This window comes from Moraxella sp. CTOTU46934 (genome assembly GCF_031979465.1).
In the GTDB taxonomy this organism is placed as follows: domain Bacteria; phylum Pseudomonadota; class Gammaproteobacteria; order Pseudomonadales; family Moraxellaceae; genus Faucicola; species Faucicola tetraodonis.
The window spans coordinates 1-17,031 of the sequence record NZ_DALZEG010000006.1 but is presented as its reverse complement, the minus strand read 5'-3'; the positions used below and the strand labels follow the sequence as shown (position 1 = coordinate 17,031).

The 17,031-nt window shown below is 44.2% G+C and carries 12 protein-coding genes, 1 other RNA gene and 1 pseudogene; 8 read left to right on the top strand and 6 right to left on the bottom strand.

Translation table 11 applies throughout. The annotated features are described in order from the left end of the window. Positions 1 to 467 precede the first annotated feature (467 nt). An RNA gene (gene ffs / locus RTN07_RS06300) (signal recognition particle sRNA small type) lies at positions 468 to 564 on the bottom strand. 311 nt (positions 565 to 875) lie between these two features. Here ffs and RTN07_RS06295 point away from each other — a divergent pair. Then, on the top strand, positions 876 to 1,685 hold the full coding sequence (locus tag RTN07_RS06295) for an SIMPL domain-containing protein (RefSeq protein WP_083710702.1): 810 nt from the start codon (positions 876 to 878) through the stop codon (positions 1,683 to 1,685). A 97-nt stretch (positions 1,686 to 1,782) separates the two neighbouring features. Here RTN07_RS06295 and pal read toward each other — a convergent pair whose 3' ends face one another. Both pal and RTN07_RS06285 read right to left on the bottom strand, forming a co-directional pair. Next, complete coding sequence (gene pal / locus RTN07_RS06290) at positions 1,783 to 2,301, bottom strand: peptidoglycan-associated lipoprotein Pal (RefSeq protein WP_060994275.1); 519 nt, start codon at positions 2,299 to 2,301, stop codon at positions 1,783 to 1,785. A 249-nt stretch (positions 2,302 to 2,550) separates the two neighbouring features. Further along, entirely contained in the window at positions 2,551 to 3,093 is a 543-nt protein-coding gene (locus RTN07_RS06285; protein ID WP_050325104.1) for a DUF6231 family protein, read from the bottom strand. A 203-nt stretch (positions 3,094 to 3,296) separates the two neighbouring features. Here RTN07_RS06285 and ilvD point away from each other — a divergent pair, with 203 nt between their 5' ends. The 6 genes and pseudogenes from ilvD to RTN07_RS06255 all read left to right on the top strand — a co-directional run bounded on the left by ilvD (position 3,297) and on the right by RTN07_RS06255 (position 11,875). Continuing rightward, complete coding sequence (ilvD, locus tag RTN07_RS06280) at positions 3,297 to 5,198, top strand: dihydroxy-acid dehydratase (protein ID WP_060994273.1); 1,902 nt, start codon at positions 3,297 to 3,299, stop codon at positions 5,196 to 5,198. 302 nt (positions 5,199 to 5,500) lie between these two features. After that, positions 5,501 to 8,173 carry an alanine--tRNA ligase gene (gene alaS, locus RTN07_RS06275; protein WP_312176645.1) on the top strand — a complete coding sequence of 891 codons (2,673 nt, stop codon included), beginning with the start codon at positions 5,501 to 5,503 and terminating at the stop codon, positions 8,171 to 8,173. 262 nt (positions 8,174 to 8,435) lie between these two features. Continuing rightward, positions 8,436 to 9,227 carry a glutathione-dependent disulfide-bond oxidoreductase gene (gene yghU, locus RTN07_RS06270; RefSeq protein ID WP_312176644.1) on the top strand — a complete coding sequence of 264 codons (792 nt, stop codon included), beginning with the start codon at positions 8,436 to 8,438 and terminating at the stop codon, positions 9,225 to 9,227. 228 nt (positions 9,228 to 9,455) lie between these two features. Further along, positions 9,456 to 10,739 carry an aspartate kinase gene (locus RTN07_RS06265; RefSeq protein ID WP_060995184.1) on the top strand — a complete coding sequence of 428 codons (1,284 nt, stop codon included), beginning with the start codon at positions 9,456 to 9,458 and terminating at the stop codon, positions 10,737 to 10,739. Between the two features lie 318 nt (positions 10,740 to 11,057). Continuing rightward, positions 11,058 to 11,240 (top strand): annotated as a pseudogene (csrA, locus tag RTN07_RS06260) (carbon storage regulator CsrA); the annotation flags it as partial. A gap of 275 nt (positions 11,241 to 11,515) precedes the next feature. Then, a complete protein-coding gene (locus RTN07_RS06255; protein WP_050325100.1) occupies positions 11,516 to 11,875 on the top strand; it encodes a HopJ type III effector protein in 360 nt (119 codons plus the stop codon). Positions 11,876 to 12,032: 157 nt separating this feature from the next. Here the strand turns inward: RTN07_RS06255 and tadA are convergent, their stop codons facing one another. The 3 genes from tadA to RTN07_RS06240 form a co-directional block, all read right to left on the bottom strand. Beyond that, a complete protein-coding gene (gene tadA, locus RTN07_RS06250; RefSeq protein ID WP_409455547.1) occupies positions 12,033 to 12,581 on the bottom strand; it encodes a tRNA adenosine(34) deaminase TadA in 549 nt (182 codons plus the stop codon). A 17-nt stretch (positions 12,582 to 12,598) separates the two neighbouring features. Further along, entirely contained in the window at positions 12,599 to 13,315 is a 717-nt protein-coding gene (gene ung, locus RTN07_RS06245) for a uracil-DNA glycosylase (protein ID WP_007115680.1), read from the bottom strand. Between the two features lie 118 nt (positions 13,316 to 13,433). Next, positions 13,434 to 13,922 (bottom strand): MaoC/PaaZ C-terminal domain-containing protein, encoded by a 489-nt coding sequence (locus RTN07_RS06240; RefSeq protein ID WP_312176641.1) that lies wholly within the window; start codon positions 13,920 to 13,922, stop codon positions 13,434 to 13,436. Positions 13,923 to 14,458: 536 nt separating this feature from the next. Here RTN07_RS06240 and nrdA point away from each other — a divergent pair. Beyond that, complete coding sequence (gene nrdA, locus RTN07_RS06235) at positions 14,459 to 16,747, top strand: class 1a ribonucleoside-diphosphate reductase subunit alpha (RefSeq protein ID WP_312176639.1); 2,289 nt, start codon at positions 14,459 to 14,461, stop codon at positions 16,745 to 16,747. Positions 16,748 to 17,031 lie beyond the last annotated feature (284 nt).

Genomic DNA, 17,031 nt, shown 5'->3' with positions numbered 1-17,031 from the left:
CAACAAGCAAAAGCCCTCAAGCTGAATGCACTTTCAAAATGGATAAGCAAAATGAATAGGCAAAATTATCAGCTATCATTAATCACAAATATCGTGTTAATCGCTTTAAAGCATTGTAATCGTGTCTGTAAGACTTATTTTCACTATAAAAATAGTGACAAAACCTACTGTCAGACTTATCAAAACTTTTGAAACAGTAAAACCATCAAAAAGTTCGTATCGCGGCATTCACAAGAATGCTTAAAAAAATACAATGCTAAATATTAGGTTATCATCGGAAGATTATCAGCGCTTACAATGGCGCGCTTGATATTAGGCAGATGGATAAGCTAGATTAATTGGAAAATTGACGTTGCTCTTAGCGTTTAGGTAGCGTATATGAGTCATTATTGGTCAGTTTTCTTTCGCAATTAAAAAACTTACCAAGTGAAATAGGCATCAAAAACACCTACTTAAAAAAGTGATAACCCCACTAGCACATCTTCGGCACACTGACTGGCTGCTACCGTTGCTACCTTCCGGTCCTGGCGGGGTTCACAGCAGCTAGTTGCGAAGCTACCAATGGGGTTACCGAAGCGGTATTCTAGAGAATTCGGCGACCAAATGCAAACTATTTTTATCATATACGCCAAATTTTTGTATTTATTTCACTTTTTCACACGCTAAACCATTACCAAGCAACATTCGGGTAAATTTTTGTCGAACTTCTTACCCTTTTTCTACAATTCTTCCACTGCAAATGTTACAAAATATTTTATAATGCCCATTCAACAACATATTGAATGAACTAATAGAGTAGTTTAATCAGCAACAGATTCATGCCAACCCATATAAAAAAGCACTAGAAAAACTAGGAAAAAACAATAGGAAACACTATGACACATTTAAGCACCGCGACTACCAACCATCCCAATCATAAAGCGCATGCCAATCATACAATGACCAAAGGTATTGCAACCAGCTTACTTGCTATGGCGACGCTATTACCTTTTACCAGTGTTTCAGCCACTATCTACCCTGTGAATCCATCCCCTGCGAACTCATCAATGACCAATACTTTAAACTACGGCTTGCTTAATTTTGCTGCCTCAGCAAGTAAAAAAGTCAGCAATGACCAAATCAATGCGACCCTTAGCAAAACTGTGCAAAACAAATCAAGCAGTGAGGTGGCTAATCAAATCGCTACCACGTTGAACCAAGCGGTTGCCATTGCCAAAAAATACCCACAAGTGCAAGTCAGTACGGGCAACCAAGCCACCTATCCGCAATATGATAAAAACCAAAAAATCATTGGTTGGACGGGGACTGCAAGCTTGAATTTAAAAAGCACCGATACAGTTGCCGCTAGCAAATTGATTGCTGAATTGCAAAGTTTTATGACGGTTGATGGATTAGACTTTAGCGTGTCTGATGCTGCGCGCAAAGCCACCGAGCAAGAATTGATGATGGAAGCTTCCAAAAACTTTCAGCGCCAAGCGCAAACGCTGCTGCCTGTTTGGGGTGCAAAAGGCTATCAGTTAGTTTCGTTGGAGTTTAGTCAAGGGGGCGATTATCGTGCACCGCGCGCGTATGGCAGCGTAATGATGCTAGAAGCCGCCAGTGCTAAAGTCGCTGACCAAAACTTCCAAGCGGGCGATAGCACCATTACGGTCACTGCCAATGGTACCGTTCAACTGGTCAAATAAACCGATTTTAACCACAAAAAAACCTGTTGAATCAACAGGTTTTTTTGTCTTTTACTCACTAAGAAATGCTTAGTAACAAATACTTAGTAGATAATACTTAGTAAGAAATTTCTGCACGGCGGTTTTTTGCCCATGCTGATTCGTCATGACCGGGATCGGCAGGTTGGTCTTCACCGTAGCTGATGGCTTCCATACGTGAAGCTGATACCCCTGACGTAGCTAAGTAGGCTTGGGCGGCTTGGGCACGGCGCTCACCCAATGCCAGATTGTATTCACGGCTACCACGCTCATCGGTGTGACCCGCAATAGCGACACGGGCACTTGGGTTGGCTTGTAAGAATTGCGCTTGTTGATTTAACACGGCTTGACCTTGAGCGTCGATTTCACTGCTATCAAAGCCGAAATACACGGTATTTGGGTTAGCACCCGCGGCAGTGATGACTGACGTCGAGTTTGTTACCACAGCGCCACCGTTATAGTAGCCTACGCCACCGGGTACGCCCATCGGCGCAACCACCACTTCAGACGTGCCAGTACGTTTGGCAGAACACCCTGTTAAGCCGATGGTTGCCATCATCGCAGCAGCGCTTACTACTTTTAGCATCGTTAATTTCATAGTCTTTCCTCAAAAATTATTATTTAACGCGTTTACCTATTTTGTTACTTTTCGATAGAGTAAATCAATCTCGCGCTTTTTGTAAACAGTGTTACTGTAAATTTTAGCCAACTTTTTCTCAAAGTTCTCAAAGCAGTTTAATTTTTGGATTAAACAAGTAGCTTAAAAAAATTTACCGGTTATAAGATAAGTGATGATAATGAAACAAGATGTCTAAAACAGTGATATTTAAATTTTTGTCTAAAACCGCTACCAACGAAATTTATTCCATAGTTCAGGATTTGCCCAAAACTTGCTATTAAACCAATCTGGCAAATGTTTATAGTCAAACAGATTAAATTGCCATACTTGGTAGTTGGTTGCATGATGATCTTGGTCATTTTCCACAATCGGCTGCTCATGTAATCGGCTAAAGCCAAAGCTCACCACATCCACACCTGTTGCTGGCTCGGATAAGTTTTGCACCACCAAACAATGCTTGGCAAACAAGTCGCGACAGCGCTGAATGATTTGGGTATCGATAGCGCTATCGTTTGATAATATTATCACTGCCAACTCATAGCGCTTAGCAAACCGATGCGCGATAAACGCTTGATAATCAAACGCTTCCCAACTCACGGCTTGATCAATAGCTTCATCAATGGCTTGAATTTGGCTAAAAACCGACTGCGTGTCATTACCAATAATCAGCCCGGTGAACGGTTGATTTATTGATGAGTTATTTTTATCTTTACTTAAAAATGCCAGACTTTGTCGGATGACATCGGTAATGCTTAAGGTGGGATTGGTCAAAATAAAATCCTTTTGATGAGTTTTTACCAGATACGATTGAATGATAGCCGTGATATAGCAATGATAAGGGTGGCTAATATGCCATTATTTAAAACCAATTATAACTATCTATCATGAGCCATGACTAGCCCTTTTGGTCGAGACAGAGTACACTAAGTGCTAAATTTATCACTTGTATTGACTGTTACAAATAAGGAACAACCATGCCACAATATCGCTCAAAAACCTCCACGTCTGGCCGCAACATGGCGGGTGCACGCGCACTTTGGCGTGCAACCGGTATGACGGATGAGGATTTTAACAAACCGATTATCGCGATTGCCAACTCGTTTACCCAGTTTGTACCCGGTCACGTACACCTAAAAGACTTGGGTCAGCTGGTTGCCCGCGAGATTGAAGCGGCAGGGGGTGTTGCCAAAGAATTTAACACCATTGCGGTGGATGATGGTATCGCCATGGGTCACTTGGGTATGCTCTATAGCTTGCCAAGCCGTGATTTAATTGCCGATAGCGTGGAGTATATGGTCAATGCCCACTGCGCCGATGCGCTAGTTTGTATCTCCAACTGCGACAAAATCACCCCTGGTATGCTGATGGCAGCGATGCGCCTCAATATCCCAACGATTTTTGTGTCGGGCGGTCCAATGGAAGCGGGCAAAGTATTGGCATCCACCTTGGGCGATGGACATACCACCCATGAAACCGTGATGAATGAATTGGGTGAAAAAATTCGCAAACTTGACCTAGTCGACGCCATGATTGATGCGGCAGATGACTTGATTAGTGACGAAGATGTGGCACAAACTGAGCGCTCTGCTTGCCCAACTTGTGGCTCATGCTCAGGTATGTTCACTGCCAACTCTATGAACTGTTTGACCGAAGCCTTAGGCTTATCCCTGCCTGGTAATGGCTCGTTACTTGCCACTCACGCCAAACGTAAAGATTTATTCTTAGAAGCAGGTCGCCGTATCGTGGCACTTGCCAAACGTTATTATGAGCAAGATGACGCCAGCGTATTGCCACGCTCAATTGCGACCAAAGCGGCATTTGAAAACGCCATGAGCCTTGATATCGCCATGGGTGGCTCAACCAACACAATTCTACATTTGCTTGCCGCTGCCCATGAAGCCCAAGTAGATTTTAAAATGGCCGATATTGACCGTCTAAGCCGCCGTGTGCCTTGTCTATCGAAAGTTGCCCCTGCGACGCAAAAATACCATATGGAAGACGTGCACCGTGCTGGCGGGGTGATGGCAATTTTAGCCGAGCTTGATCGCGCAAACCTGCTGCAAACCGATGTCCCCACCGTTCATAGTGCTTCACTCAAAGCGGCGCTTAGCCAATGGGATATCATGAATCCTGATAATACCGAGGCACGTGAGCGTTATATTGCAGCCCCAGGTGGGGTACGCACCACGCAAGCCTTTAGCCAAAACAATGCGTGGTCCAATCTTGATGTCAACCGCGAATCTGGCTGTATCCGTAGCAAAGAATTTGCCTACTCACAAGACGGTGGTTTGGCGGTATTGTTTGGTAATATCGCTGAACGTGGCTGTGTCGTCAAAACAGCGGGCGTGGATGACAGCATCCTAAAATTTACCGGTCGTGCCCGTGTTTTTGAAAGTCAAGACGATGCCGTGGCTGCCATTTTGGCAGACCAAATTGTCGCAGGTGACATCGTGGTGATTCGCTATGAAGGTCCAAAAGGCGGTCCTGGTATGCAAGAAATGTTGTATCCGACGTCTTACCTAAAATCAAAAGGTCTGGGTAAAGCCTGTGCGCTACTTACTGATGGTCGTTTTTCAGGGGGTACGTCGGGTTTATCCATCGGTCACGTCAGCCCAGAAGCCGCTGAAGGCGGTACCATCGGTTTGGTCAATGAAGGCGATACCATCGAGATTGATATCCCTAATCGCTCGATTCATTTGGCGGTTGATTTTGCCGAACTGGAAAAACGCCGAGAAGCGATGGTGAGCCGTGGCAACCAAGCTTGGAAACCTGTCAATCGTGAGCGCCAAGTGTCAGCCGCCTTGCGGGCGTATGCAGCGATGACTACTAGCGCGGATACCGGCGCGGTGCGTGATGTCAGTCAAGTAGAGCGCTAATTTTTACCCCAACGACATTACTATAAAAAAAATTAGCAAAAAAGAATTATCAAAAAGATCGATGCTACTTATCGGTCTTTTTTTAGCGCCATAAAAAACGTTGCAAACCCCATACTTTACGCCCACGGTTTTAGATGCCATGCACGGTTTTCAAAAGGTGCGTTTTATAAAAAGTGCGGTTGTTAAAAGGCGCGGTTTATAAAAGCATTATCCACATCGGATGAATTCTGCTAAAATACAATGTTTACATTTTTTTGATAATATATGCCAAATTTAATTTTGAAATATCTTAAGGAGCCGCTGTGAGCCGTCCGTTTTCTTCAGCCGATATACGTCAAGCTTTTATCAATTATTTTGCCGAAAATGGTCATACCCCAGTGGCATCATCGAGCCTAGTCCCACACAATGACCCTACCCTGCTATTCACCAATGCCGGTATGAACCAATTTAAAGATGTGTTCTTAGGGATAGACAAACGCGATTATAAACGTGCGGTATCGTCGCAAAAATGTGTGCGCGCAGGCGGTAAACACAATGACCTTGACAATGTCGGCTATACCGCGCGTCACCATACGTTTTTTGAGATGCTCGGCAACTTTTCGTTTGGCGATTATTTTAAACAAAAAGCCATCCCATTTTGTTGGGAGTTTTTGACATCGGATGAGTGGCTTGGATTACCCAAAGATAAACTTTACGTGACGGTGTATCACACCGATGATGAAGCCTTTGATATTTGGCATAACGTGGTGGGCTTGCCTGCCGAACGCATCATCCGCATTGGTGATAATAAAGGCGGTCAATACCAATCGGATAACTTTTGGGCAATGGGTGACACAGGTCCTTGTGGTCCTTGTACCGAAGTATTTTATGACCACGGCGAGCATATTTGGGGCGGTCTGCCAGGTACGCCTGAAGAAGACGGCGACCGTTTTGTCGAGATTTGGAACAACGTCTTTATGCAGTTTAACCGCCAAAAAGACGGCACACTTGAAAAACTGCCTGCGCCAAGTGTCGATACGGGCATGGGGCTTGAGCGTATCAGCGCTATCATGCAAGGCGTGCACAGCAACTATGAAATCGATATGTTTACCCATCTCATGCAGCACGCGGCGCAAGTGATTGGCTTGCCAAACGATATCGACTTACAGTCTGAGCCATCACTCAAAGTGCTTGCCGACCATATCCGCTCGGTTTCCTTCTTAATTGCAGATGGCGTATTGCCAAGCAATGAGGGCCGTGGTTATGTGCTGCGTCGTATCATCCGCCGCGCGGTTCGTCATGGCAACAAATTAGGCGCTACTGACAACTTCTTTTATAAGCTCGTCGCGCCGCTTGCCCAAATCATGGGCGATGCCTACCCACAGCTTCGGGAACAGCAAGCCAACATTGAGCAAGCCATCTTAAAAGAAGAAGAACAATTTGCCAAAACCTTATCACAAGGTCTTAAACTGCTATCCCAAGAATTAGATAGCTTAAAATCTGGCGATACTTTATCGGGTGCAACGGTGTTTAAACTGTATGACACTTACGGTTTCCCTGCCGATTTGACTGCCGACATCGTGCGCGAACGCGACATCAGCATTGATGAAGCCGGTTTTGAGCAAGGCATGGCGCAGCAACGCGCCCGCGCCCGTGAAGCGGGTAAATTTGGCGTTGATTACAACCAATTGATTCAAGTCGACAGTGCCACTGAATTTTTGGGGTATGACAAAGCAGAACACAACAGCACTATCACCCATTTATACCTTGAGGGCAAATCTGCTGAACAATTGCAGGAAGGTGATGAAGGGGTCATCGTATTATCGGCAACGCCTTTTTATGCGGAAGGCGGTGGTCAAGCGGGTGAATTGGGTGACATCCAAACCGAAACCGGCGTATTTGAAGTCCAAGACACCAAAAAATCTGGTCAAGCCATCATCCATCATGGCGTGGTCAAAATGGGCAGTATCCGCCAGGGTCAATCAAGCGAAGCACGCGTCGCAAGCCAAGTACGCGCCATGAGTGCCAAAAACCACTCCGCCACTCACCTACTGCACGCTGCCCTTCGTGAGTATCTTGGTACAGGCGTCACCCAAAAAGGGTCATTGGTCAATAGTGAGGTGTTGCGTTTTGACTTCTCGTATGACAAAGCCTTGACTGAGCAAGACATCATCACCATTGAAAACATCGTTAACCAACAAATCCTTGCCAACCAACCTGCCACTGTAGAAATGCTCAGCATGACGCAAGCGCAAGACAAAGGCGCGATGGCACTGTTTGGTGAAAAATATGGTGACACGGTTCGCGTATTGTCGATGGGTACGATAGATAAAGACGGCAAGCCTTTCTCCATCGAGCTATGTGGTGGTCTGCATGTACAGCGCACGGGTGATATCGGCTTATTCAAAATCGTCAGTGAGCAAGGTATCGCGGCAGGCATTCGCCGTATCGAAGCGGTGACAGGCATGGGCGCAGTCAAATATGTGCAGCAAGGTGAAAAACAGCTCAATCAACTTGCCAGTCAGCTCAAAGCCAAACGCGACGAAATCGCCGACCGTGTCAATCAAATGACCGACAAAACACGCGACCTTGAAAAACAGCTTGAGCGTTTGCAGCAAAAATTGGCCAGCAGCCAAGCCAAAGACTTAATCAACAACGTGCAAGATATCAATGGACAAAAAGTGCTGATTGCAAGCTTACCAGGCATGGATGGTAAAGCATTACGCACGATTGCCGATGACATGAAATCAAAATTGCATGATGGTATTGTGGTGCTCGCGGGCGTGGCTGACGATAAAGTTGCGCTGACTGCCAGTGTCGGCAAAGAATTAACCAGCAAAATCAAAGCGGGCGATATCATCAAACACTTAAGCGAGCAGCTTGGCGGTAAAGGCGGTGGTAAACCCGACTTTGCCCAAGGCGGCGCAACTGATGTGGCAGGATTGCCAACCGTATTAGATGCGCTACCAAATTGGTTGGCTGAGCGACTTGCCTAATTAAAACTACACCTAAAAAAACGCCGAATGACTTATTCGGCTTTTTTTATGCGGCTATATTTATGCGGCTATATAAAGCATTAGTTTAATCACGCTTAATCAAAGCGCCATTTACTTTAGCCAAACATTCGGTATTATAAAGCCTAAAGCACATTGTGTATAATCGTTTCTATAATCGCATCTATAGTCATGTTTATAATCATATCTAACATCTTATCAACCAAAAAAGCTTTAAAACACTCATAATCAACAAGGAAACATCATGGACAATCATTACCAGCCCCCCAAAATTTGGACAAATGATAGCCAAAACGGTGGCAAATTTGCCAGTACCAACCGCCCTACCGCAGGAGCGACCCACGAGCAACACTTACCGATTGGTAACAATCCTTTGCAGCTTTACAGCTTAAATACCCCAAACGGTATCAAAATCAATATCTTACTTGAAGAGTTGGCAGAGCTTGGTATTGAAGGCGCACAGTATGACGCCTACAAAATCGACATCATGAATGGCGACCAATTTGGCTCAGATTTTGTTGACATCAATCCCAATTCTAAAATCCCTGCACTGGTGGATAACAGTGTTAATCCACCGATTAAACTGTTTGAATCAGGGGCTATCTTGCTATACCTTGCCGAAAAATTTGAGCAGTTTATCCCAGCAGACACCGCCAAACGTGCCGAATGTTTGTCATGGTTGTTTTGGCAAATGGGCGCTGCACCGTATGTCGGTGGCGGCTTTGGGCATTTTTATGCATATGCCCCAGAGAAGTTTGAATATGCCATCAATCGCTTTACCATGGAAACCAAACGCCAATTGGATTTACTCGACCAACATTTAGCGACTCACACGTTTATGCTAGGTAATGACTACAGTATCGCGGATATCGCGATTTGGGCATGGTATGGTCAGTTAGCACTGGGCAAATTGTATAACGCTGGCGAGTTTTTACAAGTGCAAAACTACACCCATCTACAACGCTGGGCAAAAAACCTGCATGACCGTCCTGCCGTGCAACGCGCTGTAACCTTACCGCTACAACCGATTGCCTAAACTGATAACGTTTGGTTCACAGTACCCATCCAATTTTCAGCCAGTCATTTGGGGATTTTTGGCAATTTTGCCTTGCCCCAAAATTGGGAAATATGGTATAAAGTACCGTTTAATTTACGTTTCGTGACATTGTAAACAATCTGCTAAGCAATCCATCAAGGACTTGGTATGGCAAGTCTTGCATAGCGATGGCAAACAACGTGCGCGATATTATAGGGTGTATTGACAATGGCTTTAATCGTACAAAAATACGGTGGTACGTCGATGGGTAGTGTCGAACGTATCAAAAATGTGGCACAGCGCGTCAAACGTTGGCATGACAATGGTCATCAAGTGGTGGTTGTCGTCTCTGCCATGAGTGGTGAGACCAATCGCTTGATTGATTTGGCACGTCAAATCAGTAAAGAGCCGAACGCTCGTGAATACGACCAAATGGTGTCAACCGGTGAGCAAGTATCAATTTCTTTACTTGCTATGGCATTAAATGAAATCGGTGTGAGAGCCAAGTCAATGACGGGTGGACAAGTGGCGATTCGTACCGATGATAGCCATACCAAAGCCCGTATTCAACATATCGATGATAGCCAGCTTCGCGCCGCACTCGATGCTGGCATGGTCGTTGTGGTGGCGGGTTTCCAAGGGGTGGATGAAAAAGGTGACATCAACACCTTAGGTCGGGGTGGCTCCGACACCACCGGGGTTGCACTGGCTGCTGCCCTATCTGCCGATGAATGTCAAATCTATACCGATGTCGACGGCGTGTATACTACTGACCCGCGTGTGACACCAAAAGCCAAAAAATTATCAAAAATTACCTTTGAAGAAATGCTAGAAATGGCAAGCCTTGGCTCAAAAGTGTTGCAAATTCGCTCGGTTGAATTTGCCGGAAAATACCAAGTACCACTGCGTGTTTTATCCAGTTTTGATGAAAACGCCGATGGTAAATTCGATGATGATTTTAAAAAGAATGTAGGTACATTAATTACCACCGATGAGGGAGACAGCATGGAACAACCAATTATTTCGGGCATCGCCTTTAACCGTGACGAAGCTAAAGTATCTATCTTAGCAGTGCCTGATCGCCCTGGTATTGCATCATCGATTTTAAGCCCAATCAGTGCTGCCAATATCGAAATCGATATGATTATCCAAAACATCGCAGAAAATGGATTGACCGACTTTACCTTTACCGTTAACCGTGGTGATTTTGATAAAACCCTAGCGATTTTGGGTGACAATCTTGCTGAGATTGGTGGCAAAGAAATCGTGAGCAACAACAATGTGGTTAAAGTATCACTGGTGGGTGTTGGGATGCGTTCACATGCAGGCGTGGCAAGCAAAATGTTTGAAACACTGGCAGAAAACAACATCAATATCCAAATGATTTCTACCAGCGAAATCAAAATCTCGGTACTGATTCAAGAAGAACAACTGGAAAAAGCGGTTAAAGCGCTACATACCGCTTTTGGTCTTGACCGTGAAGACGGTGAAAGCAAGGTTGCTGGATTATAAGAAATTTGTAATTCTCCACAAAAACAAGGTTAATATCCGCGTTTTGCGGGTGTTAACCTTTTTTTTATTTCAGCATTTCGTTTATAATGGCATCTCGTTTATTGGGCACAAACGCAACTGACCCCTCAATGCCTATTTTGACTGTTGGCAAATAGCCGCCAAGCATGATGAGTTGGCTTAAATTATGCCCTTGCAGTCTGTCTTTAACGTATCATTGGGCAATGATACATGATAATATATTTGACGAATTTAGCTAATTTATCGTTGAATCATCATAGGACATTGATGGTACTTGTTGCGACATAAGGAGTGTGACGCATGTTAATTTTGACTCGCCGTGTTGGCGAAACGTTAATGATAGGTGACGAAGTGAGTGTCACCGTACTGGGTGTAAAAGGTAACCAAGTCAGACTGGGCGTCAATGCGCCAAAAGACATTGCCGTACACCGTGAAGAGATTTATCAAAGAATTCTGCATGAACGGACTGGGCATGAACGCATGGGTTATGAGAATCACCCAGTCGATTTTGCCGCCCATGATAGAATGGGTCAAGACCGCAGTGGTTTTGGGGCAGCCAGTCATGAGGCCTTTCCCCAAGAGCGCAGTAAACCCTCTCAACCACGCAACAGCGGTCAGCAAATGCGTCATTTAGAAAACCGTGTGGAAAACCGCGGTTTTGGTCAGACCAACAATAATTTTAACCCAGCGTTTGATCCGTTTGAGGACGATTATTTTAATCGTTAATGACGGTCGCTATTTTGACTTTTGGAGTAACTATGAGCGCTATTGATAAGCTAGAACTATCAAAACTATTAGCTAAACTAGAAAACAAATCGCTAGATTTTGCTTCCGTGCTAGCTATCATCGATAGTTACTATGACTATCGCCCAACTGAGTTTAACAATGGCGAAGTGCACAATGCGGCGGGTGACAATGAAGGCAGTGCGAAAGTATTCGGCTTTGCCCTACTCAACCATTTGACCCAACAAGATACGCTAAAACTGTTTGCTGAGCACTATGACAGTGTTAAAGCAGAACCAAAAGGTACAAACCATGCCAATATCCGTAACTTTAGCTTTTTTGGCTGGCAAGGCTTTTTGATGCAGCGTAACTGTTTAACGCCAAAAGCGGCATAAGCTCATCGAAAATACTTAATTCTTAAAATCTAACCGTTTTTTGCGTCAAACAAGGCAGCCGATGGGTTGCCTTTTTTTATGCAATGTTTTTTATTTTAAAGAATAGTTTTGATTTTAAAGAATAGTTTTGAGAGACTTATTGGTTATTGGTTATTGGTTATTGGTTTGCCCTTAACTGCTCGCGCATTTGTTTTTTTTGCTCACGACGATGGCGAAAAAAATCCTGCAATAACGCGCGACTTTGCTCTGCCATTACGCCTTGTTTTACGGTCAAAAAATGATTATAAAACGCCACTTGGCTAAAATCTTGCTGGCTGACAATCATGCCCGCTTTCGGCTCTGTCGCTGCAAATACCAAGCGCGACACTCTGGCGTGAATAATCGCTCCTAGACACATGGTGCAAGGCTCAAGCGTGACAAACAGCTCACAATCCGCTGGCAGACGGTAATTATCAAAATATTGACATGCTCGCCTTATTGCCACTATTTCGGCGTGGGCCGTGGCATCATGACTTAAAATTGGTTGATTGTAGCCTTTGGCGATGATGGTGCCTTGATGCACAATCACCGCACCCACTGGCACTTCCCCCAGCTGTCCGCCCTCGGCTGCAACGTCAAGCGCCGCTTGCATAAAGGCATAATCGGTGTCACAAAAGTCGCTGTCACAAAAGCCTGTTTTACAACAGTTATCCTCACTTGCATTCATTTATGATACCACCCAAACTACTGTGGCAATTGCCAATCTATCGGGCTTTTGCCGTGAGCCATCAGATAATCATTGGCTTTGGAAAAAGGGCGCGTGCCAAAAAAACCACCCCGATTGGCGCCAAGCGGTGATGGATGCGTGCCTGTAATGATTAAATGCTTAGATGTATCAATAAAACGGCCTTTTTTCTGTGCGTAACTCCCCCATAGAATAAAGACACAGTGCTCGCAGTGCTGATTGACAGCCTCAATCACCGCATCAGTGAACGTTTCCCAGCCAATACGCTGATGACTGCCCGCCTGCCCTGCTTCTACGGATAACATACTGTTGAGTAGCAGCACCCCTTGAGTTGCCCAATGGGTCAAATCGCCATGTTTTGACGGGGCGATACCCAAATCGGCGGCAAGCTCTCGTAAAATATTTTGTAGACTCGGGGGTTTGGGGATAGCTTTGGGCACGGAAAAGGATAACCCCATTGCTTGTCCCGCGCCATGGTACGGGTCTTGACCCAAAATCACTACTTTAACCTGCGACAAAGGCGTCAAATTAAACGCATTGAACATTTGACTACCCGAGGGATAAATCACTTTTTGCGCATGATATTGATCTCGCAAAAACTGGCGAATCTTATCCATATTGCTGCTCGTTAGTTCTGTCGCCAAGGCGTGCTTCCAATCGTCCGGCATTTTGACATTGGCTAAAATTTGTTGTTGTTCAGGCGTTAATGTTTTCATGGTTTATCTGCTATCAAAAAATTATAAAAAAAGCCAAAGAATTTCTTGGCTTTATTGTAGCAAATAATTGTCATCAATAACTGCAACACTTTGATGTTGTTTACTCTATACCGACTGATTATTCTGTGAAGGTTTGACGTAGGGTAAAATCGTCTAATTTGACCGCTTCACGGCTGGTTTTTTCAGTGGGGGGAATTACTTGCGCTTCGCCTGTCACTACCGCTTTACCCTCTTGATTAGTCACTTGGCAATCTAACACCACCCATTTTTTGCTATCGTCTTTACTTTTCACCGTCAAGGTCGCGGTTAAAGTATCATCGATATGCACAGGACGACGAAACGACAAGCTTTGGTTCAGATAAATTGTCCCCAAGCCTGGGAATTTGGTGCCAATCAAGGCTGATAATAGACCGGCTGTCCACATACCATGGGCAATCACGCCTTTAAACTGGCTTTGCTCGGCATACTCACTATCGAGATGCGCAGGGTTGTAGTCATGGGTAACAAGCGCAAATGCTTTGACATCATCTGCGGTCACTTGGCGGGTCATGCTGGCAGTTTGCCCGATAGTTAATTCCTCATAGGTAAAATTACTAAAAATTGTCATTGTCCGTCCTTTTGTTTTTGTTGATTAATTTTATAAAAACCACGATTACAAAATCGTTTTGATGGTTTGACTATAGTTCGACTATAGCATAAATTTTTCAATTTTTTATGACAATGACTACGCATTCATCAACCCATCTGATTTTAATAATTACAAATTTTTTATCTTTTTGCTTGACTTGATGAACTGCTAATAAAATCAAGCGTCTAGCATTTTTGCAGAAAAATAGGCAAAAAATTGAAAAAAATACAAGCTAGAATTACAAATTTTTTTACGCTATATTGTGCGAAATAATAAAACAACCCCTAGATATAGTAGTTTTTTGCAAAATCTTGCAATAATACGGCAATGACTTTGCAATGTTACATAAGTGACGTGGCCTCGGCTCAAAAGCCGTCGTTAAAAGCGGCATACACACTCACTATACTTTCGGTTAGCTGTTTTACTTGGCATTTTTATCTCACCACCTCTCACTCAGCGCCTTTTTAATACATACAGATATGACGTTGATAAACAGGTAAAAAAAGGAACGTATTATGACTCGTACTGAAGATATCCTCGTGCAAAAACGCGATGGGCGTTTGGAAAAAATTGATTTGGATAAGATTCACCGAGTCATCGAGTGGGCAGCAGAAGGGCTCGATAATGTGTCTGTTTCGCAAGTAGAAATCAGCTCACACATCCAGTTTTATGACAAAATCACCACCAAAAGCATCCATGAAACCATCATTAAATCAGCCGCGGATTTGATTTCTGCAGCAACACCTGACTATCAGTATTTGGCAGCGCGATTGGCAATTTTTCATTTACGCAAAATCGCGTTTGGTCAATTTGAGCCACCGCATTTGTTTGACCATGTCACCAAACTGACCCAAGAAGGTCGTTACGATGCGCATATTTTGCAAGACTTTAGCAAAGAAGAATTTGATATACTCAATGACTATATTGACCACAACCGTGATTTAAGCTTTGCGTATGCCGCCGTCAAACAAATGGAAGGCAAATATTTGGTGCAAGACCGCGTCACCAAACAAGTCTTTGAAAGCCCCCAATTTTTGTATATGCTCGTTGGTATGTGTCTGTTTGCCAGTTACGACAAACAATATGACAAGGCCGCGCGATTAGATTATATCAAGCGCTTTTATGACACCACGTCTACTTTCAAAATCTCACTGCCAACGCCAATCATGTCGGGCGTGCGTACCCCATCGCGTCAGTTTAGTTCATGTGTACTTATTGAATGTGATGATAGCTTAGATAGTATCAATGCCACCACCAGTGCCATCGTGCGTTACGTGTCACAGCGTGCCGGTATTGGTGTCAATGCGGGTCGTATTCGCGCATTAGGTAGCCCAATTCGTGGCGGTGAAGCGCAGCACACCGGCTGTATTCCTTTTTACAAACTATTCCAAACTGCCGTTAAATGCTGCTCACAAGGCGGTGTGCGCGGTGGTGCAGCGACCTTGTTCTACCCTATTTGGCATTTGGAAGTGGAAAATCTGCTGGTGCTCAAAAACAACCGCGGTGTAGAAGACAACCGTGTTCGCCACATGGATTATGGCGTGCAAATCAATAAAACCATCTATCAACGTTTGATTAAAAATCAAAACGTGACCCTGTTTTCACCATCGGATGTGCCAGGTTTGTACGATGCTTTCTTTGCCGATCAAGCCGAGTTTGAGCGTTTGTATGAGCAATATGAGCAAGATGACTCCATTCGCAAACGCAGTGTGCCCGCGCAAGAGTTGTTTAGCCTGATGATGCAAGAGCGTGCCAGCACAGGTCGTATCTATGTGCAAAACGTTGACCATTGCAACACCCACAGTCCGTTTGACCCAAGTGTCGCGCCAATTCGCCAATCCAACCTATGTATGGAAATCGCGCTACCGACCCAACCGCTTGACAACATCAATGATGAAAACGGTGAAATCGCCCTTTGTACGTTATCAGGGATTAACTTGGGTGAAATCAACCAATTAGAAGACATCAAAGAGCCAGCGGAACTGATCGTGCGTGCGCTAGATGCCTTGCTTGACTACCAAGACTATCCGGTTATCGCTGCTAAAAATGGCTCTATGAAACGCCGCACGCTGGGTATTGGTGTCATCAACTATGCCTATTATCTTGCCAAAAACGCTACCAAATATTCAGATCCTACGGCGCTCGGTTTAACCCATCGCACTTTTGAAGCCTTACAATATTATCTGTTGGTGGCGTCCAATAAACTGGCTAAAGAGCAAGGCGCGTGTCCTGCATTTGGCGATACCACGTATTCACAAGGTATTTTACCGATTGATACGTATAAAGCAGACATTGATGCGATTTGTAATGAGCCGCTACAACTCGACTGGGAAGCGCTGCGTCATGATATCAAAACCCACGGTCTTCGCAACTCAACCTTGACCGCCTTGATGCCATCAGAAACCTCTAGCCAGATTGCTAACGCAACTAATGGCATTGAGCCACCTCGTGGTCTGGTCTCTGTCAAAGCGTCAAAAGACGGTATTTTAAAACAAGTGGTGCCTGAGATTGATAAGCTCAAAGATCAATACGAGCTATTATGGCAAATGCCAAATAACAAAGGTTATTTGAGTCTTGTGGCAATTATGCAAAAATTCATTGACCAAAGTATCTCAGCGAATACCAACTACGACCCAACCAAGTTTGAAGATAGCCGTGTACCGATGAAGGTGATGATTCAAGACTTGTTGATGGCGTATAAATTGGGCGTTAAAACACTGTACTATCATAACACCCGTGATGGCGCAAATGATGCCCAAGACGACCTAGAAAATGGCTGTGCTGGCGGCGCTTGTACGCTTTAGTTTACTTAATAATTATCAAGTACTTTTAAAAATGAATGGTTTAGGTAGATTATTTTTAATCGGCTATTTAAAGGATAAGTAATGTTAGTTAAGTATTTAGGGACGATTTTGAACACTGAAGGACATACTTATGCACGTTCAGATTTTTTAGAAAATGGTCTTTTTAGAATAACTCAACCAAAGTATCTGAATGATAAAGGAAGTGAAGCAAGATTTTATCCATATTTTGAGAACCTGTTCACGATTAAAAAATATGCTAGGATAAGCCACATAATCGATTAATA

Bases quoted from the DNA above. Each gene is read 5' to 3' on its own strand.
- ilvD (WP_060994273.1), top strand. From the start codon at position 3,297: ATGCCACAATATCGCTCAAAAACCTCCACGTCTGGCCGCAACATGGCG.
- RTN07_RS06240 (WP_312176641.1), bottom strand. From the start codon at position 13,922: ATGACAATTTTTAGTAATTTTACCTATGAGGAATTAACTATCGGGCAA.
- nrdA (WP_312176639.1), top strand. From the start codon at position 14,459: ATGACTCGTACTGAAGATATCCTCGTGCAAAAACGCGATGGGCGTTTG.
- RTN07_RS06255 (WP_050325100.1), top strand. From the start codon at position 11,516: ATGAGCGCTATTGATAAGCTAGAACTATCAAAACTATTAGCTAAACTA.
- pal (WP_060994275.1), bottom strand. From the start codon at position 2,301: ATGAAATTAACGATGCTAAAAGTAGTAAGCGCTGCTGCGATGATGGCA.
- yghU (WP_312176644.1), top strand. From the start codon at position 8,436: ATGGACAATCATTACCAGCCCCCCAAAATTTGGACAAATGATAGCCAA.
- ung (WP_007115680.1), bottom strand. From the start codon at position 13,315: ATGAAAACATTAACGCCTGAACAACAACAAATTTTAGCCAATGTCAAA.
- tadA (WP_409455547.1), bottom strand. From the start codon at position 12,581: ATGAATGCAAGTGAGGATAACTGTTGTAAAACAGGCTTTTGTGACAGC.
- RTN07_RS06295 (WP_083710702.1), top strand. From the start codon at position 876: ATGACACATTTAAGCACCGCGACTACCAACCATCCCAATCATAAAGCG.
- RTN07_RS06265 (WP_060995184.1), top strand. From the start codon at position 9,456: ATGGCTTTAATCGTACAAAAATACGGTGGTACGTCGATGGGTAGTGTC.